The sequence below is a fragment of the Nitratireductor soli genome (assembly GCF_001050155.1).
GTDB classification, from domain to species: domain Bacteria; phylum Pseudomonadota; class Alphaproteobacteria; order Rhizobiales; family Rhizobiaceae; genus Nitratireductor; species Nitratireductor soli.
Genome location: NZ_LFVY01000001.1, coordinates 413,409 through 431,208, shown reverse-complemented (window position 1 = coordinate 431,208; position 17,800 = coordinate 413,409). Strand labels below are relative to the sequence as shown.

The window sequence follows — 17,800 nt, the reverse complement described above, 5'->3', positions numbered from 1 at the left end:
GGTCAGGCTTCCATGAATTCGGCGAGCGCCGCGACAACGCCGCGATTGGCTTCCTCCAGCCCGACGCTGAGGCGCAATGCGTTGGGGAAGCCGTAGGGCACGACCCGCCGCAACACATAGCCGCGCGCGCCAAGAAATGCGTCCGCGTCCTCGGCCGATTTGCCACCATTGTCGGGGAAATGGATCAGCAGGAAATTGCCGACGCTTGGGGTCACACGCAAACCGAGCTTCGACAGTTCATGCGCCAGCCAGGAGAGCCATTTCTCGTTGTGCTCCACGGCCTGCTGCACATGCGCCTTGTCGCGGATCGCCGCGGATCCAGCTTCGATGGCGAGCGCGTTGACATTGAACGGCCCGCGCACCCGGTTGACCGCATCGACCACGTGAACCGGCGCATACATCCAGCCGATGCGCAGCGCGGCCATCCCGTAAATCTTCGAGAAGGTGCGCGTCATCACCACATTCTCGCTCGACGATACGAGTTCGATGCCCGCTTCGTAGTCGTTGCGGCGCACATATTCCGCATAGGCCGCGTCAAGCACCAAAAGCACGTTCTTCGGCAGGCCCGCCTGCAGGCGGCGCACCTCGTCCACCGGCAGATAGGTGCCGGTCGGGTTGTTGGGGTTGGCGAGAAAGACGATGCGCGTGCGCTCGCTCACCGCCGAAAGAACCGCGTCCACATCGGCGCGCTCATCGCTTTCCTTGACCACGACGGGCTTGCCGCCCGCCGCCAGCGTCTGGATGCGGTAGACCAGGAAACCGTGCTCGGTGAAGATGGCCTCGTCGCCCGGTTTGATATAAGTCTGCGCCAGAAGCCCCAGAAGTTCGTCGGAGCCGTTCGAGCAGAGGATGTTCGCCGGATTCAACCCGTGCGCCTCGGCAATGGCGTTGCGCAGCTTCGTCGCGGAACCGTCGGGATAGAGCGCCAGATGACCGGTTGCCGCGGAGATGGCCTCCAGCGCCTTGGGCGATGGGCCAAGCGGCGATTCATTGGAGGAAAGCTTCCACACCTTCGCCACGCCGGGCGCACTTTCGCGGCCGGGCACATAGGCGGCGATATCCATGACGCCGGGCTTCGGTTCGGGACGGACAGACGCGCTCATTGAATGGTCCTGTGCTGGGAGAGACGGAACGGATTTCCAGTTTTGCCTTGTCGTTCCAGACTGACGCGACAAGCCGTCGGTTGCTTTAGAGCGCCGTGCGTCCATTTGGACGCTACACAAGGACGCTCTAACACTTTGAATCTATGCATCATGCATTCCGAAAACCGATTCCGATTTTCGGGCCGATGCTATAGACCAAGACGGCGATTGACGCAAAGAGAACCCCGCCGTAAATATCAGGCCTGATCCGTGGTGATTTGGCCGGTCGGCTTGCAGCCACGTAAAACAACTTGCTAAAAGGCCGATTGCGAATGCGTCATACGCAGACACGTGACCGGCTGTGCGGAAGCATCGCCGGTTTTTTCGTCTCCGGCGGCATGATGGAGAGCGACATGGCGCCCAGAGCACGAAAGGCCCGCGACGAAGCGAACGACCCGTCGAGCCTGGTCGTGCATTTCGGCGCCGACAAGCCGCTCAGGCTCGACGCCGGCGTCGCGCTCTCTCCCTTTCAGATTGCCTACCAGACCTACGGCACGCTCAACGAGGCCCGCACCAACGCAATCCTCATCTGCCACGCGCTGACCGGCGACCAGCATGTCGCCAATGCCCATCCAGTCACCGGCAAGCCCGGCTGGTGGGATGCGCTGGTCGGTCCCGGCCGTGCCATCGACACGGACCGCTTCTTCGTCATCTGCTCCAACGTCATCGGCAGTTGCCTGGGTTCGACCGGCCCCGCCTCGCCCAACCCGGCAACCGGCAAGCCTTACGGTCTCGACCTGCCGGTCATCACCATCCGCGACATGGTGCGCGCCCAGGCCATGCTGGTCGACGCGCTCGGCATCGACAGGCTGTTTTCCGTCATCGGCGGGTCGATGGGCGGCATGCAGGTGCTGGAATGGGCCGCCAGCTATCCCGATCGCGTGATGACGGCAATCCCGATCGCCGCCGGTGCGCGCCACACGGCGCAGAACATCGCTTTTCATGAGGTCGGCCGCCAAGCCGTCATGGCCGATCCGGACTGGAATGGCGGGCGCTATTTCGAAACCGGCAAACGGCCCGGCAAAGGCCTTTCCGTGGCGCGCATGGCTGCCCACATCACCTATCTGTCGGAGCCGGCGCTGCACCGCAAATTCGGCCGCAACCTGCAGGATCGCAAGCAGCTCACCTTCGGCTTCGACGCCGATTTCCAGATCGAGAGCTATCTGCGCCACCAGGGCATCACCTTCGTCGACCGGTTCGACGCCAATGCCTATCTCTACCTGACGCGGGCGATGGATTATTTCGACCTCGCCGCCGATCACCAGGGCCGGCTGGCCGACGCCTTTGCCGGCACGAAGACACGTTTCTGCGTCGTCTCCTTCACCAGCGACTGGCTGTTTCCGACCGCCGAGAGCCGCGCCGTGGTGCGTGCGCTCAACGGCGCCGGCGCATCGGTCTCCTTTGTCGAGATCGACACGGATCGCGGCCATGACGCCTTCCTGCTCGACGAGCCGGAGTTTCACGGCGCCATCACCGGCTTTCTGGATTCGGCCGCACGCAATCAGGGAATCGACCCGTCATGAGCGTCAACAACACACCACGCGTCGACCTCGCCGTCATCGCCGACCTGATTTCCCCCAAGGCCCGCGTCCTTGACGTCGGCTGTGGCGACGGAGCGCTGCTCGATCTTCTGGAACACGACAAGGGTGTCGACGGGCGCGGCATCGAGATCTCGCAGCGCGGCGTCAACGAATGTGTGGCGCGCGGCCTGTCCGTCATCCAGGGCGACGCCGACAGCGACCTGATCGATTATCCCGACAAGGGTTTCGACTATGTGGTCCTGTCGCAGACCCTGCAGGCCACCCGCAACCCGAAGCTCGTGCTCGACCAGATGCTGCGCATCGGCGACCGGGCGATCATCTCGTTTCCGAATTTCGGCCATTGGCGCGTGCGCCTGTCCCTGCTGTTGAAGGGCCGGATGCCGGTGACCAAGGACCTGCCCTATAGCTGGTACGACACGCCGAACATCCATTTCTGCACCATCCGCGACTTCGTGCATCTGTGCGAGGAGGTCGGGGCGACTATGGAAAGCGCCAGGGCTCTGGACGCCAACGGCCAGAAGATCGGCCTGTCCATGCCCTGGTGGTTCTGGAACTTCTTCGGCCAGCAGGGTGTCTTCCTGCTCAGGCGCTGACACCCATCAGGATGTCGGTCGCCCGGTGACTGGCGTCCACCCCGTCCATCAGCAGGACTTCGCCCTCCGAATGATCGCTGCGCAGGTGCTTGATCGCCTGATAGGCCTGCGAGGCGTACCAGGCCTCCGCCCTGGCGCGGTCGGGGAAGGCGATGACGATCAGGTCGCCGCGCCATGTCCCCTCCTTCACCGCCGGCATGCCGCCATGGATGATGAAGTGCCCGCCGAAGGGTTCGAGCGTCCCGTCGATCCTTTCGAGATACTCGACGATGGCAGGCCCCATCGAGACGTTGCGCAGGTGCGCGATGGCATAGGCTTGCATGACAGATGTCCTTTCGCTGATGCGAAGCCGACCGCCGGCATCGCCAGGGCACCATGCCGCGATTGGTGAATGGAGCCAATTACCTCAGATGTAATCGCTCCGCACTTTTGCTGTATTGCCGCCTGCCCGCGCCCCTCATCGGCGGCGAGCGCGAAAGCGACGGGCAGCATGCCGGCGCTGGCGGCCCCGGTGAGCACGCGCGTCGCAAGCCCCCATTCGAAACTCGACACGAGGCCGGTCAGGATCGAGCCGGCAGCAAACACCACGGTTGCGGGAAGCAACACTGCCAGCCGGCCATAGCGATCGGAGAGATGGCCGAAGACCGGCGCCAGGAGGGCCAATGGCAATGAATAAGCGGCGATGAACAGCGTCACGCGCTCGGGCGCGACGCCAAGCTCCTCACCGATGGGCGTCAGGATCGGCCCGAGCAGGAACTCGTCGGCGCCCACCAGGAAGGCGATGAGAAACAGAAACGGCAGTCGGATGGTCTTCATGAAGGTCACTCGCTTGGCTTTCGTCAGCAAGGGACGCCTCCAGCGAGGCCAGCCGCTCCACCACCGCCTCGCGCTTCTGCGCGAGGTCGCCGATCAGCCGGTCGATCTGTTCCAGCTTGTGCTTCAGCCCCGATACTGCGCCGTGGCAGGGCCCGGCATTGGCATCGTCGAGGCATGGCGCAATGGCAAGGATCTCGCGCGTCGAATAGCCCGTCGCGATCATGTCGCGGATCCGTTCCGCCCGGCGCAAATCAGCCGGGGCATAGACCCGGTAGCCATTGCCGTCGCGGTTTGGCGACAGGAGGCCGACGGCCTCATAGTGCCGCAAGGTTCTGGGGCTCACCCGAAGCGTGGTGGCTGCGTCCTGGATTTGCATCGTGCATCCCTTTCGAGCGCCGTTCTAGCCCCTTGACACTAGCGTCAATGTCAAGGGCTTTCCGCCTCGAATTGGGAATTTTCACGCGCCGTTCAACAGGGCAGCCGCATCCTTCATGAGTTTCGCCGTCAGCGCGCCGGCGGGCATGGGCGCGGCGAGGCGCGCTGCCTGACCCGCCCAGAGCGGCGAGAAATCGCTGATGCCGGCAGCCTCCGCCGCCGCCCGCAGCGGCCCGACCGCAGCCGTCGCCAACGGAAACTCGGGCGCCTCGGCGCTCATCGGCCCCACTTCGCCGACGAAGCGGTTCAACAGCCCGCGCGCCGGGCGGCCGGTAAACACATTGGTCAGCACCGTGCGGTCGTCGCGCGCCGTGGCAAGCGCCGCCCGGTGGCCGGCACTGGTCAGCGCTTCCGGCGATTGCAGATAGGCGGTTCCCACTTGCACGGCCGAGGCGCCGAGCATGAAACAGGCGGCCACGCCGCGCCCGTCGCAAATGCCGCCGGCGGCGATGACCGGTACGGAAACCGCATCGACCACCTGCGGCACCAGCGCCAGCGTGCCGGGCTGGGTGGCGATCCCCGCTTCCAGGAACACGCCGCGATGGCCGCCGGCTTCAGCCCCCTGGGCGATGATCGCGTCGCAGCCGCGCTCTTCCAGGAACCGCGCCTCCGCGACGGTTGTCGCCGAGGCGATGATCTTCGCGCCTGTCGCCTGGACGCGCTTCATCAACGCATCCTCCGGCAGGCCGAAATGGAAACTCACCACCTCCGGGCGAGATTCCTCGACGATGGCGCAGCTGTCCGCGTTGAATGGATTGCGTCCCGCACCGGGAGGCGCCGCGTCGGGGTCGATACCGAACTCCGAGTAATAGGGCCGCAGTCTCTGCCGCCAGCCCGCCTCGCGCGCAGCATCCGGTTGGGGCGGGATATGGCAGAAGAAGTTCAGATTGACCGGCCGGTTGGTGCGCTGGCGGATGATCCCCATCTCCGTACGGATCTTTTCCGCCGTCAGCATGGCGCAGGGCAAGGCGCCGAGCCCTCCCGCCTCGCAGACCGCGATGGCCAGCTCCGACCCCGCCGATCCGGCCATCGGCGCCAGCAGGATCGGAAGCTCGATGCCGAAAAGTCTCGTAATGGGCGTGTCCGTCAGCATGCTCACTGTCCTGTTTCATCGATACGGCGAACCGCGCCAACGCGGGTGGCGCCCTGCGGCGACAGCGCCGGCACGAAGACACGCCGCGACGCGCGCGCCGCCACCGGCAGGCCCTGGTAGAGCCGCTTTTCAGCTTCCACCACCAGGACCCCGGCGAAAATCGGCCAGAAGCGCCGCCCCGCCTGTTCCAGGAGCTGATGCAGGCGCAGCATGAAACGCCGCTCCGAAGGCGGAAAATGCAGCGCGTCGCCCCAGGCGGTGGCGGTGAAATTGGCCTCGCGCAGCGCCTCGGCCAATTGTGCACGCGAAAACGGCCGGCCGGTGCCGAACGGCGTGTGCTCGAAGCGGGCCCACATGCCGCGCCTGTTCGGCACGGCGATGACCAGCCGCCCGCCCGGCGCCAGCACGCGCCAGATTTCCAAAAGGGTCTGCTGCGGATTTTCCGCATGCTCCAGGGAATGCACCATCAAGACGCGATCGATCGACGAATCGGGCAATGGCAGTTCTTCCTCGAACACCAGCACCGTCGAACAGGCCGCGCCCGCCGGCCAGGCAACGGCCCCCTGCACCGCCGGCATGAAGGCGAAGCTGCGCTCGGCATCGGCGCCGAAACGATCGAGCCAGGGCAGCGTGTAACCGAGCCCAACCAGTCTCTCCTTGCTGCCCTTGGACCAGATCGACGACAGCGCCATGGCGATCGACCGCTCGGCGAAACGGCCGATCAGCGTGGAATAGAAGGCCCTGAGCGCGACGATGTCCGAGATCATGGGCGGACGGTATCCGGCTGCGCGCAAGACGGCAAGAATTGCCGCGTCCGGCGTGACAAGCCGCCACCCCCGCCCTATCGTCGCCGCCGAACATGGAGACGCGTCAATGGCCCTGAAAATCGAGCAATTCACCTGCCGGAGCGACAATTTCGGCATCCTCGCCCACGACAGCGAAACCGGCGAAACGGCGCTGATCGACGCCCCCGAGGAGCGGCCGATCCTCCAGGCCATCGAACGCACCGGCTGGCGGCCGACCATGATCCTGACGACGCATCACCATGTGGACCATGTCGAGGCCAATCTGGCGCTGAAGGCGCGCTTCGGCCTGACGATCATCGGCCCGGCCGCCGAGGCGGATCGCATTCCCGGCATCGACCGGCAGGTAAAGGAGGGTGATAAGGTTCGGGTCGGCGCGCAGGAGGCTGTCGTGATTGAGACGCCGGGCCATACGGCCGGGCATATCTCCTATCATTTCGCCGGCGCCGGGGTGGCCTTCACGGCCGACACGCTGTTTTCGCTCGGCTGCGGGCGGCTCTTCGAATGCAAACCGCCCGTCATGCTGGCCTCGCTCCGCAAGCTGGCCGCGCTGCCGCTTGAAACGGCGATTTACTGCGGGCACGAATACACCGAATCGAATGCCCGCTTCGCCCTGTCGGTCGATCCGACCAATTCGGCATTGAAGGAGCGCGCCGCCGAGATCGCCCGCCTGCGCAGCGAAGGCCGGCCGACCCTGCCCACCACGCTTGCCGTCGAAATGGCGACCAACCCCTTCCTTCGCTGGCACGACCCGGTGATCCGCCGCAACCTCGGCATGGAAGACGCGTCGGATGACGATGTGTTTGCCGAGATTCGCAAGCGCAAGGACGTGTTCTGAACGCTGGCGTCGGGGGAAACGGTTCAAGCGACTTCGTCGGCCCGCCTGCGTTTCGGCTTGAAGACCATGTTCTTTGCCGCCAGCGCCGCGCCGAAGGTGATCAACAGGCAGGCGGCGACGATGTTGGTCGTCGCCTCCGCCGCCCCGGCGGCGATCAGGATCAGCGTCGAGAGCAGCGGCGCGGCGTAGCTGGCCGCGCCCAGGACCTGGATGTTGCCGCGCTTGACGCCGTAATCCCAGGCATAGAAGGCCGCGCCGACCGGCATCAGGCCGAGGCCGGTAACCGCCAGCCACTCGCTGGTGGAGGCCGGCCAGACGGTCTGTTCCAGCGCCAGATGGCATAGCGCCGAGAGGACCGCCGTTGCCGCGCAGAACCAGGTGACGGTGCTGGTCGGCACCGCCTGGAAGCGGCGCGACAGGAGCGAATAGCCGGACCAGAACAGGGCGCAGACGCCGGCCATCGCATAGCCCAGCGCATAGCGGCTCTCGAAAGCAAACCCGCCGCCCTTGGTGACGATGAGCACCGTGCCGGCAAGCCCGAGCAAGGCCCCGGCGATGTGATGCCAGCCCAGCCGCTCCCCCGGCATCAGCGCCGAGCCGAGCACGATGAGCAGCGGCCACAGATAGGCGATCAGGCTCGCCTCCACCGCCGGCGCGTTGCGCAGCGCGGTGAAATAGAAGAAGTGATAGCCGAACAGGCCGGCAATGCCGACCAGCCAGACGATTGGCGGGACCGGCTGCGCCGGGCCGGAAACACGCGTTGCCAGGCGCATGCCCAGCCCGATCAGCGTCGCCACCGAGAAGGACAGCGCCGACAGGAGAAACGGCGGCACGGCGCCTGTCCGGGCGGTGAGCAACGCCAGCAGCGCCCACATGACGACGGCGGAAAATCCGATCAAGGTGGCGCGCGCCAAATTTCACTCCCCAACGCGGATGGCGCCTCGAACAAGTGGGCACGCCCCGTTTATTGTAGCGGCCGGCCGCTCACATGCACAGTGCCGATCTTGGTGCCGATGCGCGCCGCGACAGGCGTGTGATGCCCTTTTGCCCCCAATGGCTTGAACGCCACCAATATACGAGCCTTGTCGCGCAGGAAAGCAATCGTCGATCGCCCCTTGCGATAGCCCGATACCGGTATGACGCGCGCCCTGCAGGTGATTGTGTCCTTGCCGATCTCCTCACCCTTGCCGGCCGGGCCGAAGACGATGTCGGCGCGCATTTCGCCATCGAAAACCTTGAAACGGCGGTTGCAGACCTGATCGGCGCCGGACGCCGGCGACAATAGCGCCGACAGCGGGTCCATGGCGCCGGCCAAATCCTTTTCGCTGACGTTGATCCAGTCGCTGCCACGCTTTTTCGGCTTCGGTGTTACCACCGTTTCGACGATCCGCCCCTTGGCGAAACGGATCGACGTCGTTTCACGCTTCCTGCCGCTCTTGTAGTCCAGCGCGTAAAGCGCCGGCACCACCGCGTCCCCGGCCAATCGCCCCTGGGATGAGACGGTTCCGTCCGTCCGGTCGAACAGCCGCGCCAGCCCGGCGCTGGCGAACCGTCCCGACACATCGAACGCGCCATCCTCCAGCCGGCTGGTGAAATCGGCACGGCCGATCGGCACGCCGAACAGCGAGGCATCGTAGCGAAGCCGATAGATTTCGGTTTCTGCCCGGCCCGGCAGGACCGAAGCGAGAACGAGGGCCCCGAGGCAGAAGCCCGTAAGACAAAATCCAAATCCGCCATGCCGCATCATCGGCGCTCTCCAGCAAGGGCCGGGGGTCCGGCCGCGCTCCTCGCGCATGTCCCTCGGCCTTGTCTAGAAAGGGTCAATGCGGCAAATCTTTGAAGACAGGCGGCGGCTCGCGCCCTATTGACGCCCAGCGGGCGCTTGACCGGCGCGCCAAATATCTCTATGGAACGGCAACTTTTCCATTAGGCCGCCAAAGATCGCCCGCGCGCCGCCAGTATCAGGTGCGGCAACGGGGTATGGCAAAGCCAAGACGATGAAGGTTTGAGATATGTCCCGCGCTTGCGAACTGACCGGTAAAGCCGTCATGACCGGCAACAATGTGAGCCACGCCAACAACCGGACGCGCCGCCGCTTCCTGCCCAATCTGTGCCATGTGACGCTGCAGTCCGAGGTGCTCGGCCAGAATGTGCGCCTGCGCGTTTCGGCCAATGCGCTGCGCTCGGTGGAGCATCGCGGTGGCCTTGATGCTTTCCTCGTCAAGGCGAAGGACAATGAGCTTTCGCAGCGCGCCCGCCTGTTGAAGCGCCAGGTCGAGAAGAAGCTCGCCGAGGCGCAGGCGGCCTAAGAAAGCCTCTTCGGCGCTTTCAGACAACGCGAATACCGACGACATTGGCCCGCCTTCCGGCGGGCTTCTGGTTCCATTACCCAGGATAAAAAAATGAACCGCACCCTTGCGATCTGGCCCTTCGTCGCCGCCATGGCGGTGATCGTCGTCGTCTCCAACATCCTCGTTCAATATCCGTTCCGGCATTTCGGCCTGGGTGAGATCCTCACCTGGGGCGCCTTCACCTATCCGGTCGCCTTCCTGGTCAACGATTTGACCAACCGCCGGTTCGGCCCCGATGCGGCACGGCGCGTGGTGTTTTCGGGTTTCGTCCTGGCGGTGATCCTGTCGGCCTGGCTTGCCAGCCCGCGCCTGGCCATCGCCTCGGGCGCGGCGTTCCTGCTCGCCCAGCTTCTCGACGTGGCCGTGTTCGACCGGCTGCGTGGCGGTGCCTGGTGGCGCGCGCCGCTGATTTCCACGCTGATCGGCTCGGTGCTCGACACGATGCTGTTCTTCTTTCTCGCCTTTTCCGCGCGCTTCGCCTTCCTCGACACGGCGCTCGGACGCCCCGACGGCTCGCTGGCCTTCCCGGTGTCGCTGTTCGGCACGGGGATCGAGGCGCCGCTCTGGTTGTCGCTGGCGCTCGGCGATTTTGCCGTCAAGGTGCTGATCGGTCTTCTGATGCTGGCCCCCTACGGGGCGCTGCTCGCCACCCTGCGACCGAACGCGGCATCCGGCAGAAACTAACCTTCGGCAAGTTTCGTCAGAAGCCGCAGAAAGGTCGCCGTCTCGCGCGGCGTGAGCGGGGCCAGGGTTTCTTCCGAGACGTCCAGTGCCTCCGGCAGCAACGCCTCGACCAATGCCTCCCCCTTGCCGCTCAAGCTGACGACCAGCCGGCGGCGATCCCGCCCATGCGGCTCCAGCGCCACCAGGTCGCGCGCCTTCAAACGGTCGATGACGCCCTTGATGGTGGCGGCGTCCATCGCCACCATCTGGCCGAGCTGGTTCTGCGAGGTGGGTCCCACTTCGTGGAGTTTTGCGAGCGCGGCGAATTGTGGCGGTGTCAGGTCGCTGATGCGCGCGGCGAAGATCGACAGATGCCGCTGGTTGGCCTTGCGCAGGATAAACCCCACCTGCTCCTGCAGATCGTAGGCATCGGCGGACTTGCCGCCGGACAGCACAGTGAACTTGCTGGTCGGAGCACTCATCTGAGGCCGTCCTCGCCCTTCACGTCCTCGGCTTTCAGGCCACCCATGCGGGCATGCACCCGAGGCCCGCATGCCATGGCGAGTACGAACAGGATCTCGTCGGGGCGCGGCCCGTCGGACAGGCCCACCTCCATCGCGTCGAAATGGCTGCGCACATAGGCGGCGTTGATGTGGCCGAGCGGGATGTCGATGCGCGCGCCGAACGCGCCGACCTTCTTCGATGACGGCACGATGGCCTTCGAGTGGCCGAGCCGTTCGCGCATGGCGTAGCCGCCCGGCACGTGCCACAGCGCGCCGTGCTCCAATTCGCCCGCCGTGCCGACGATGGCGCCTTTGCCGAAGCCGTCGATGACCGACACATCGCCGCCGAGCGCCGCGATGAGACGGTCGGTCATCTCCAGGCCAAGCGGCTTCAGATCGTCCATGGCGCTTTCGAGCTCCTCCACGTAGCGGCCGGCGAACGGGTTCTTCACCAACGCCATCACGGCAGCCTTGCGCCGTGGCGCGGCCCGGGCGGGACCGCCCTCATGGATGATCTCCTCGGTGAGAAGCGCGATCTTGCGCAGGGTGAATTCAGGCATGATGTTCAATCCCGTGAATGAAAGTACTTGGTGATCGCGTTTTGCCGGTTGTGGCCGGTTATGGCGGTGTTTGCATGCACGTTGCAATCCCCCTCACCGACCCACTTCGCGGGCCACCTCTCCCCCATTGCATGGGGGCGAAGAAAGGAGTTTTCCATACATGACGGCGTTTCCTCTCCCCTGCTTTGCGGGGGAGAGGAGGCCCGCGAAGCGGGTCGGTGAGGGGGTGACCGGCGCAGTCCTTGAAGACGTCTTCCCCTCGAATGCACCGCACTGCCGGCTTTCGCCTTGCAGGAACAGGGCAGCGGCCTCGATCAGGCCCCGGTTGCGCATATCGTCCGCCACGGCGAGGCCGCGCGCCAGTGCTTCGGCGGTCTCCGCCTCAGAAAGCACGCCGACGCCTTGCGTGACAGGGCGCTCGCCGAGGTCGCTGTCGGGGTCGATGGCGCACGCAGGCACGCGTGAAATCGCCCTGTGCCCCGGCAGGTCGACCGCATTGGCGATCAACGTTGCAGCAACGTCGGCGGCGGCGGCGTCGCGGCCAAGCACCGTCACCGCATCGGCGATGCCGAGCGAATGGCTGCGCCCGCGCCAGCCGCTGGTGGCGATGCCGCGAACCAGGTCCCCGGCGCATATCGTCAAGCGGTCGGCAAATCCGTGACCGGTGCCGGCTATGGCCGCATTGATTTCATGGCCGCTCGCGAGATGGAGGGCAATGTCGCCGCCATTGTTGACGTAGGCACGCTCGACTTCCCGCCCGGCGACCATCGCCGCCAGCACCGCGTCGGCCACGCTGCCCGCCACCGCCGCCATCGGCGTGACGAAAAGCGGGAAATGCGGCAGCACTGCCTTTTCCATGCGCCGGGCGATGGAGGAGGCGAAGGTGCGCGGCACGGCGCCGACGGGGCGGCGCAGGGCAGGCAGTTCGGCCACCAATTGCTCGAGCACCGTCTGAAAGCACGCCACGGCCTGGCGAAAGGCGGCCCGGCGTTCCACGTCCGGGCCGAACGCCTCGACGATCAGGTCAATCGGCCCGTGGTTCAGGTGCAGACGGCGCCCGTCCGGCAGCCAGGAGACGGCGGGACCCGTCATCGCTTCGGCTCCCGGTGCAATTGCTGCAGGGGCGGCCAGGGATTGCCGGGCGCCGCACCCCGCGCCTGCCGCGCGTTGAAATATTCGCCGCCCTTCTCCAGCACGTCCTCGACGCTGCGGATCTCGTCGGCATGACCGCCGAGGCGGATGTAATCGTCGCGGCGCAGCGTGAACTCGATCGGCGCCACCAGCGCCGGGGTCGGCACGTAGCCGAAGGCGTTGTCGGGCGTGCGCATGACATCGACCATGATGGTGATGCCGCCGCCCGGCCAGACATAGACCGGCGCGCCGCCGACGGTGACATAGGTTTTGAGATCGTGCACGGAGCGCGTGAGATTGACCGGGTTCTCGGTCACGCCGGCACGCAATGAGCCACCCGCGCCGCCCATGAACAGCACGGTGCACAGCGCCGGCTCGCAATTCTCCTCGATCAGCGCGACGGATTTGCCGAGCCGCTCGGGAAACGGCTTCCTGACCGGCTTCAGCGCCGCGTCGAGCTCATAATAGGCGAATTGCTCGCCCGTGGTCGAGACCATCAGCAGCGACAGGCCGGGCCGCGCGCCCTTCTTGTCGTTGAAGTCGCCAAGGATTTCCAGCGGATCGTCGAGGACCGTGCCGCCCCAGCCGAGGCCGGGTTCGGAGACCTTGAAATAGCGCCCCGGCGTCGAGCGCCGGCCGATGACCTTGATGCCGGTTTCCTGCCAGCCGATGACCTTGCCGGCCTGGTGCTCGGAGACGACGCCGGTGATGTGGTCGTCGACCACCACCACCTCATCGACCAGTCCCTGCCACTGGGTGGCGAACATGCCGATGGCCGCCGAACCGCAGCCGACGCGCATGCGCGCCTCGCGCTTGCCGTCGATGACCGGCGGCTGGCCGGCCTCGACGATGACGGTCGAGCCGCCATCGATCGTCAGCTCGACCGGCTTCTTGTTGCACAGGTCGAGGAGTGCCTGGCAGGCGACGCGGCCCTCGGCCTTGGAGCCGCCGGTCAGGTGATGCACGCCGCCGAGCGACAGCATCTGGCTGCCGTATTCGGCGGTGGTGACATGGCCGATCGCCTCCCCGCCGGCGCGGACCGCAGCGGCCTCCGGCCCGAGATAGCGATCCGTGTCGATCTTCACCTTGACGCCGCAATAGGAGAAGATGCCCTCCGTCACCACGGTGACCAGATCGACGCCCTCGACGTCCTGCGAAACGATGAACGGGGCGGGCTTGAAATCGGGATAGGTGGTGCCGGCACCGATGGCGCTGACGAAGCGGCGCTTCGTGTTGACGAGTTCACCGTCCCACGGCACTTCGCCCTCGAACGGAACGAGCATCGCCCCCTCCTCCGCCGCGTGTTCGAGGATCGTCACCGGATCGCAGCGGGTGATGCGGCCGCCGAAATTGCCATAGCGGTCGCAGGCGCCGGTGCGCCCCTCGGCGATGTAGCACATCACCGGACAGGCGTCGCAGCGCAGCTTTTCCGGCTGCTCCTTGACCGGCTTCGTTTCGAAGCGCTCGGTGAGCTCGTTCAAGTCACCTGCTCCCGCGATGCAGTGGCAGAGAGAGGTGCCAGCGTCGCGATCATCCTCCTTCTCCCCGCTTGCGGGGAGAAGGAGATGCGGCACCGCTCGTGCTTCACTTTACACAGGTGCAGGGTAAGGGCCGCCACGATGCTCATCGCGTCTCCTCCCGCGCCCGGATCGCTTCCAGAATGCGGCTCGGCGTCGCCGGCACCCTGGCGATTTCGGCGCCGGTCGCGTGGCGGATGGCGTTGAGGATCGCCGGAGCGGTGGGGATCAGCACATGCTCGCCGAGCCCCTTGGCGCCGAACGGACCTTCGGGATCCGGCACCTCGACCAGGATCGTCTCGATGGGCGGCACGTCGCCGATGGTCGGGATCAGGTAGTCGTGCAAATTTTCCGTCCGCCCCGGCACATACTCCTCCATCAGCGCAAGGCCGATGCCCTGCGCGATGCCGCCCTCGATCTGGCCTTCCGCCAAAAGCGGGTTTATGGCGCGGCCGACATCATGCGCGGCTATGATCCTGACGAGCTTCACCGTGCCCAGCGCAATATCGACCTCGAGTTCGACAAGCTGTGCGCCATAGCCATAGACCGCATAAGGAACGCCCTGCCCTTTTGCGTCCAGCGCCGTGGTCGGCGGATCGTAGGTCTCCTCGGCCGAGAAGGCGTAGCCGAAAGCATCGGCACCGATCTCGGCAAGCGCGATGCGCCGCCGCACCGCGCCCTCGCGGATGACCAGCGCGCCATCCTCAATGCTCATTTCGGCGGCATCCGAGACATTGGCGAAGCGCAGGATTCTTTCGCGCAAGGCACGGCCTGCCTTCTCCGCCGCCTTGCCCGAAACATAGGTCTGGCGCGAGGCGGATGTCTTGCCCGCATCCGGCGTCAGCGCCGTGTCGCCGCCGACAAGCTGGAAGGCCGACAGCGGCAGGCCGGCGGCGTCGGCGCAGATCTGCGCCACCACCGTGTTCGAGCCCTGGCCAATGTCCACCGCGCCTTGATGCAGCATCACCGCGCCCGATGCCGTGACCCCGACGCGGATGGTGGAGGGATTGGGCAGCGCCGTGTTGCCGCAGCCATACCAGCAGGAGGCGACGCCGATGCCGCGCCTGATAGTCCCGTCCTTCGCGTTGAAGGCCACGGCTTCGGCCCCGGCGCGCGCCCAGTGCGGCCTCAAGGCCTCCAGGCACTGGCGGATGCCGACACCGGCGAGCACCTGGCCGCAGGTGGTGCGGTCGCCATCGACAAGCGCGTTGAGAATGCGGAAATCGAGCCGGTCGTGGCCGAGCTTTTCGGCCAGCCGGTCGTACAGCATCTCCTGCATGATCGTCGCCTGCGGCACGCCGAAACCGCGAAACGCGCCGGAGATCGGGCCGTTGGTGTGGATCGCCCGGCCCGTGGCGCGGAAATTGGGCGTCAGGTATGGCCCCGAGGCATGAACCGGCACGCGGTTGGCCACCGTCGGACCCCAGCTGGCATAGGCGCCGGTGTTGAAATCGCCCTCGAACACCATGCCGGCGACGCGGCCCGCAGCGTCCGCGCCGATCATTGCCCGCATGGAGGCCGGATGGCGCTTGGTGGTGGAGCGCATGGAATCGCCGCGCGTGTAGACGATGGCCGCCGGCCGTCCCGTCTTCAGCGCCACCAGGCCGACCAGCGGCTGCAGCGACACATCGAGCTTGGAGCCAAAGCCGCCGCCCGCCGCCAGCGGCACGATGCGCACTTTCTCCGGCGGCAGGCCGAGCACCTTCGCCGTGTCGTCGCGGTCCATGAACGGCGCCTGGGTGCAGGCCTTGATGACGAGCGTGTCGCCCTCCATCATGGCGAACCCGGCCTCCGGCTCGATATAGGCGTGCTCCACATAGGAGGTCTCGATGCTGCCCGTGACGGTGGCAAACGCATCCTCGATGGCCGCTTCAGGGTCGCCGCATTCGACGAAGCCCTGGGTCAGAAGATTGCCCGCGCGTCCTTCATGCAGGTCGGGAAAACCCTCCCGCCGCGCCTCATCCGGCGTCAATGCGTGCGGCAATTCATGCCAGGAGATCGGAAACTCGCCAAGGTCCAGCGCCTCGATCGGCGCGCGCTCGCCGGCAATGAGCGCCACCGCCTCGCCGCGAAACCGCGCCCGGCCCTCGGCCAGCGCCGGCTGGTCGGCGAAGGGCGGGATGACGCCGAAGCGGTTTTCGCCTGGAATGTCGGCCGCGGTGAAGACGGCAACGATGCCCGGATGCGCCGCGACGAAGGCATCCGTATCGCCGATCTCGAATGCGGCATGCCAGTGCGGCGAGCGGACAACCGCCACCGACAGGGCATCGGCCGGCCGCTCGTCGGCGCCGAAGATCTCCGCTCCGGTCACCTTGCGCAGCCCGTCGAGGCGGATCGGCGACGCGCCGACCGCCGCACCCACCTCGATCAGCGCCGCATCGACGGCCACCGAACCGTTGGCGTTCATCACCGCCTCGATGATCTTGCGGTAGCCGGTGCAGCGGCACAGCACGCCGCCCAGCGCATCCTGAACCTCTTGCTCCGACGGCGCAGGATTGCGCTCCAGGAGGATGGCGGCGCTGACCAGAACGCCTGGCGTGCAGATGCCGCACTGGGCCGCGCCGTGGCGCAGGAATGATTCCTGCAGGGCCGACAGGCTGCCGTTTGACAGCCCCTCGACCGTGCGCACCCGGCGGCCCGACACATTGGCGGCCGGCACCAGGCAGGCGCAGACCAATTCGCCATCGACAAGCACGGAGCAGGCCCCGCAATCGCCCGCGTCGCAGCCAACCTTGGTGCCGGTCAGGCCGAGTTCGTCGCGCAGCACCGACGACAGGCGCTGCAACGGGGAAACGTCCGCTTCGACGGGATTGCCATTGACCTCGAAGGAAAGCCTGAGACGCATGCCGCTCATGCCGCGAGCCCTCCCTGCCCAGCCGCATCCAGCAGGCCGGCAACCGCCCGCATGACGATCTCGCGCGCCGCTTGCCGGCGATAGGCGGCGGTGCCGCGCACATCGTCGATGGGCGTGAGTTCGGGAAAATCATAGGCATCGATCAGCGGCGGCAGCGCGGCTGCATCCGCCCCCTTAAGCCGCGCCTCGAGCGCCGACAAGCGCTGCGCCACCGCCGAGCACGAACCGACGGCAATCGCCACTTCAGCGACCTGGCGGCCGTCCAACACCAGGCGGGCGGCGGCCATGGCGATGGAGATCACCAGATAGCGTCGTGCCCCCAGTTTGACGAAGCTCGACCGGCCCGCGGCGGACGCCTTGGGCACGCGGATCGCCGTCACCAATTCGTGCGGCGCGCGCGCGATCTCGCGGTTGCCGAGAATGAAGGCGGACAAGGGCAGATGGCGCGTGCCCTCGGCCGAGCTGAGCGCGACCTCCGCGTCGAGCGCCAGGAGCGGCGGCACGCCATCGGCGGCAGGCGAAGCGTTGCACAGATTGCCGGCCACCGTGCCGGTGTTCTGGATCTGCACCGAGCCGACCTCGCGCGCGGCCTGTTTCAGCATGTCGAAGGCGGGTGGCAGCGGCGCGCGCAGGAGCGCGCTCCAGCTCGTGCGCGCACCGATGACGAAATGCTCCTCCGTCTCGGCGATGCCCTGCAATGCAGAAAGTCCATTGATGTCGAGCACGTCGTCCTTCAGCGGCCCCGCCCCCAGCGCCGGATAGAAATCCGTGCCGCCGGCAATAATCGTCCAGCGCCTCGCCCATAAGAGCCCCAGCGCTTCCTCCAGCTCGGTCGGTCTGGCATAGTCCATGCTGCGCCTGCCTGCCCTTGATCGCGATGTCGTTTCCAGGACCTTGTTGTGCTCGTTCGTCGCGGTCCAAATTCATTCGTGTACAAATGATACGCCGCTTCCGCCGCTT

The 17,800-nt window shown here is 66.3% G+C and carries 19 protein-coding genes and 1 riboswitch; of the genes, 5 read left to right on the top strand and 14 right to left on the bottom strand.

Annotated features, from left to right (window positions below; all coding sequences use genetic code 11):
• Nucleotides 1-2 precede the first annotated feature (2 nt).
• Nucleotides 3-1,103 carry a histidinol-phosphate transaminase gene (gene hisC, locus AB843_RS02095; RefSeq protein ID WP_048645093.1) on the bottom strand — a complete coding sequence of 367 codons (1,101 nt, stop codon included), beginning with the start codon at nt 1,101-1,103 and terminating at the stop codon, nt 3-5.
• A 239-nt stretch (nt 1,104-1,342) separates the two neighbouring features.
• Nucleotides 1,343-1,420, top strand: a riboswitch (SAM riboswitch).
• 75 nt (nt 1,421-1,495) lie between these two features.
• Between hisC and metX the strand changes: the two genes are divergently transcribed.
• Entirely contained in the window at nt 1,496-2,665 is a 1,170-nt protein-coding gene (gene metX / locus AB843_RS02090; protein WP_048645212.1) for a homoserine O-acetyltransferase MetX, read from the top strand.
• Nucleotides 2,662-3,276 (top strand): methionine biosynthesis protein MetW, encoded by a 615-nt coding sequence (gene metW, locus AB843_RS02085; protein WP_048645092.1) that lies wholly within the window; start codon nt 2,662-2,664, stop codon nt 3,274-3,276. The genes metX and metW overlap by 4 nt, the downstream gene beginning before the upstream one ends.
• Here metW and AB843_RS02080 read toward each other — a convergent pair.
• From AB843_RS02080 to AB843_RS02065, 5 genes are all read right to left on the bottom strand, one after another.
• The gene (locus AB843_RS02080) at nt 3,266-3,559 is read right to left on the bottom strand and encodes a DUF1330 domain-containing protein (protein ID WP_082143599.1); all 294 of its coding nucleotides are present in this window, start codon (nt 3,557-3,559) and stop codon (nt 3,266-3,268) included. The genes metW and AB843_RS02080 overlap by 11 nt on opposite strands.
• Entirely contained in the window at nt 3,463-4,092 is a 630-nt protein-coding gene (locus AB843_RS26360) for an MFS transporter (protein WP_082143598.1), read from the bottom strand. Before AB843_RS26360 ends, AB843_RS02080 begins: the two co-directional genes overlap by 97 nt.
• Nucleotides 3,998-4,468 carry a MerR family transcriptional regulator gene (locus AB843_RS02075; RefSeq protein WP_048645090.1) on the bottom strand — a complete coding sequence of 157 codons (471 nt, stop codon included), beginning with the start codon at nt 4,466-4,468 and terminating at the stop codon, nt 3,998-4,000. The genes AB843_RS26360 and AB843_RS02075 overlap by 95 nt, the downstream gene beginning before the upstream one ends.
• Nucleotides 4,469-4,549: 81 nt before the next feature.
• Nucleotides 4,550-5,620, bottom strand: coding sequence for an NAD(P)H-dependent flavin oxidoreductase (locus tag AB843_RS02070; RefSeq protein ID WP_082143597.1), 1,071 nt, complete (start codon nt 5,618-5,620; stop codon nt 4,550-4,552).
• 2 nt (nt 5,621-5,622) lie between these two features.
• Nucleotides 5,623-6,387, bottom strand: coding sequence for a class I SAM-dependent methyltransferase (locus AB843_RS02065; RefSeq protein WP_048645088.1), 765 nt, complete (start codon nt 6,385-6,387; stop codon nt 5,623-5,625).
• A gap of 106 nt (nt 6,388-6,493) precedes the next feature.
• Here AB843_RS02065 and gloB point away from each other — a divergent pair, with 106 nt between their 5' ends.
• Nucleotides 6,494-7,261, top strand: coding sequence for a hydroxyacylglutathione hydrolase (gene gloB / locus AB843_RS02060; protein WP_048645087.1), 768 nt, complete (start codon nt 6,494-6,496; stop codon nt 7,259-7,261).
• A 23-nt stretch (nt 7,262-7,284) separates the two neighbouring features.
• On the opposite strand, the gene yddG is transcribed toward gloB, so the two are convergent.
• Together yddG and AB843_RS02050 are read right to left on the bottom strand one after the other, a co-directional pair.
• Nucleotides 7,285-8,175 (bottom strand): aromatic amino acid exporter YddG, encoded by an 891-nt coding sequence (yddG, locus tag AB843_RS02055; RefSeq protein ID WP_048645086.1) that lies wholly within the window; start codon nt 8,173-8,175, stop codon nt 7,285-7,287.
• Nucleotides 8,176-8,225: 50 nt separating this feature from the next.
• Nucleotides 8,226-9,008 (bottom strand): DUF3108 domain-containing protein, encoded by a 783-nt coding sequence (locus tag AB843_RS02050; protein ID WP_048645085.1) that lies wholly within the window; start codon nt 9,006-9,008, stop codon nt 8,226-8,228.
• Nucleotides 9,009-9,273: 265 nt separating this feature from the next.
• On the opposite strand from AB843_RS02050, the gene rpmB reads away from it, so the two are divergent.
• Both rpmB and AB843_RS02040 read left to right on the top strand, forming a co-directional pair.
• Nucleotides 9,274-9,570: a 50S ribosomal protein L28 gene (rpmB, locus tag AB843_RS02045; protein WP_048645084.1), complete on the top strand. Its 297-nt coding sequence runs from the start codon at nt 9,274-9,276 to the stop codon at nt 9,568-9,570.
• 93 nt (nt 9,571-9,663) lie between these two features.
• Nucleotides 9,664-10,296 carry a queuosine precursor transporter gene (locus tag AB843_RS02040; RefSeq protein ID WP_048645083.1) on the top strand — a complete coding sequence of 211 codons (633 nt, stop codon included), beginning with the start codon at nt 9,664-9,666 and terminating at the stop codon, nt 10,294-10,296.
• Here the strand turns inward: AB843_RS02040 and AB843_RS02035 are convergent.
• The 6 genes from AB843_RS02035 to AB843_RS02010 all read right to left on the bottom strand — a co-directional run bounded on the left by AB843_RS02035 (nt 10,293) and on the right by AB843_RS02010 (nt 17,691).
• Nucleotides 10,293-10,757 carry a MarR family winged helix-turn-helix transcriptional regulator gene (locus AB843_RS02035; protein ID WP_048645082.1) on the bottom strand — a complete coding sequence of 155 codons (465 nt, stop codon included), beginning with the start codon at nt 10,755-10,757 and terminating at the stop codon, nt 10,293-10,295. The two genes, AB843_RS02040 and AB843_RS02035, sit on opposite strands and share 4 nt — an antisense overlap.
• Nucleotides 10,754-11,338 (bottom strand): amino acid synthesis family protein, encoded by a 585-nt coding sequence (locus AB843_RS02030; RefSeq protein ID WP_048645211.1) that lies wholly within the window; start codon nt 11,336-11,338, stop codon nt 10,754-10,756. The genes AB843_RS02035 and AB843_RS02030 overlap by 4 nt, the downstream gene beginning before the upstream one ends.
• Before the next feature lie 93 nt (nt 11,339-11,431).
• A complete protein-coding gene (locus AB843_RS02025; protein ID WP_082143596.1) occupies nt 11,432-12,430 on the bottom strand; it encodes a UPF0280 family protein in 999 nt (332 codons plus the stop codon).
• Nucleotides 12,427-13,950 carry a hypothetical protein gene (locus AB843_RS02020; RefSeq protein ID WP_048645081.1) on the bottom strand — a complete coding sequence of 508 codons (1,524 nt, stop codon included), beginning with the start codon at nt 13,948-13,950 and terminating at the stop codon, nt 12,427-12,429. The genes AB843_RS02025 and AB843_RS02020 overlap by 4 nt, the downstream gene beginning before the upstream one ends.
• A 142-nt stretch (nt 13,951-14,092) precedes the next feature.
• Nucleotides 14,093-16,840 (bottom strand): molybdopterin-dependent oxidoreductase, encoded by a 2,748-nt coding sequence (locus tag AB843_RS02015; protein WP_048645080.1) that lies wholly within the window; start codon nt 16,838-16,840, stop codon nt 14,093-14,095.
• Nucleotides 16,837-17,691 carry an FAD binding domain-containing protein gene (locus tag AB843_RS02010; protein ID WP_048645079.1) on the bottom strand — a complete coding sequence of 285 codons (855 nt, stop codon included), beginning with the start codon at nt 17,689-17,691 and terminating at the stop codon, nt 16,837-16,839. The genes AB843_RS02015 and AB843_RS02010 overlap by 4 nt, the downstream gene beginning before the upstream one ends.
• Nucleotides 17,692-17,800 lie beyond the last annotated feature (109 nt).

Excerpts from the sequence above, each read along its gene's own strand:
- hisC (WP_048645093.1), bottom strand. The coding sequence starts at position 1,103 with ATGAGCGCGTCTGTCCGTCCCGAACCGAAGCCCGGCGTCATGGATATC.
- metX (WP_048645212.1), top strand. The coding sequence starts at position 1,496 with ATGGCGCCCAGAGCACGAAAGGCCCGCGACGAAGCGAACGACCCGTCG.
- metW (WP_048645092.1), top strand. The coding sequence starts at position 2,662 with ATGAGCGTCAACAACACACCACGCGTCGACCTCGCCGTCATCGCCGAC.
- AB843_RS02080 (WP_082143599.1), bottom strand. The coding sequence starts at position 3,559 with ATGGGGCCTGCCATCGTCGAGTATCTCGAAAGGATCGACGGGACGCTC.
- AB843_RS26360 (WP_082143598.1), bottom strand. The coding sequence starts at position 4,092 with ATGAAGACCATCCGACTGCCGTTTCTGTTTCTCATCGCCTTCCTGGTG.
- AB843_RS02075 (WP_048645090.1), bottom strand. The coding sequence starts at position 4,468 with ATGCAAATCCAGGACGCAGCCACCACGCTTCGGGTGAGCCCCAGAACC.
- AB843_RS02070 (WP_082143597.1), bottom strand. The coding sequence starts at position 5,620 with ATGCTGACGGACACGCCCATTACGAGACTTTTCGGCATCGAGCTTCCG.
- AB843_RS02065 (WP_048645088.1), bottom strand. The coding sequence starts at position 6,387 with ATGATCTCGGACATCGTCGCGCTCAGGGCCTTCTATTCCACGCTGATC.
- gloB (WP_048645087.1), top strand. The coding sequence starts at position 6,494 with ATGGCCCTGAAAATCGAGCAATTCACCTGCCGGAGCGACAATTTCGGC.
- AB843_RS02050 (WP_048645085.1), bottom strand. The coding sequence starts at position 9,008 with ATGATGCGGCATGGCGGATTTGGATTTTGTCTTACGGGCTTCTGCCTC.
- rpmB (WP_048645084.1), top strand. The coding sequence starts at position 9,274 with ATGTCCCGCGCTTGCGAACTGACCGGTAAAGCCGTCATGACCGGCAAC.
- AB843_RS02040 (WP_048645083.1), top strand. The coding sequence starts at position 9,664 with ATGAACCGCACCCTTGCGATCTGGCCCTTCGTCGCCGCCATGGCGGTG.
- AB843_RS02035 (WP_048645082.1), bottom strand. The coding sequence starts at position 10,757 with ATGAGTGCTCCGACCAGCAAGTTCACTGTGCTGTCCGGCGGCAAGTCC.
- AB843_RS02030 (WP_048645211.1), bottom strand. The coding sequence starts at position 11,338 with ATGCCTGAATTCACCCTGCGCAAGATCGCGCTTCTCACCGAGGAGATC.
- AB843_RS02025 (WP_082143596.1), bottom strand. The coding sequence starts at position 12,430 with ATGACGGGTCCCGCCGTCTCCTGGCTGCCGGACGGGCGCCGTCTGCAC.
- AB843_RS02015 (WP_048645080.1), bottom strand. The coding sequence starts at position 16,840 with ATGAGCGGCATGCGTCTCAGGCTTTCCTTCGAGGTCAATGGCAATCCC.
- AB843_RS02010 (WP_048645079.1), bottom strand. The coding sequence starts at position 17,691 with ATGGACTATGCCAGACCGACCGAGCTGGAGGAAGCGCTGGGGCTCTTA.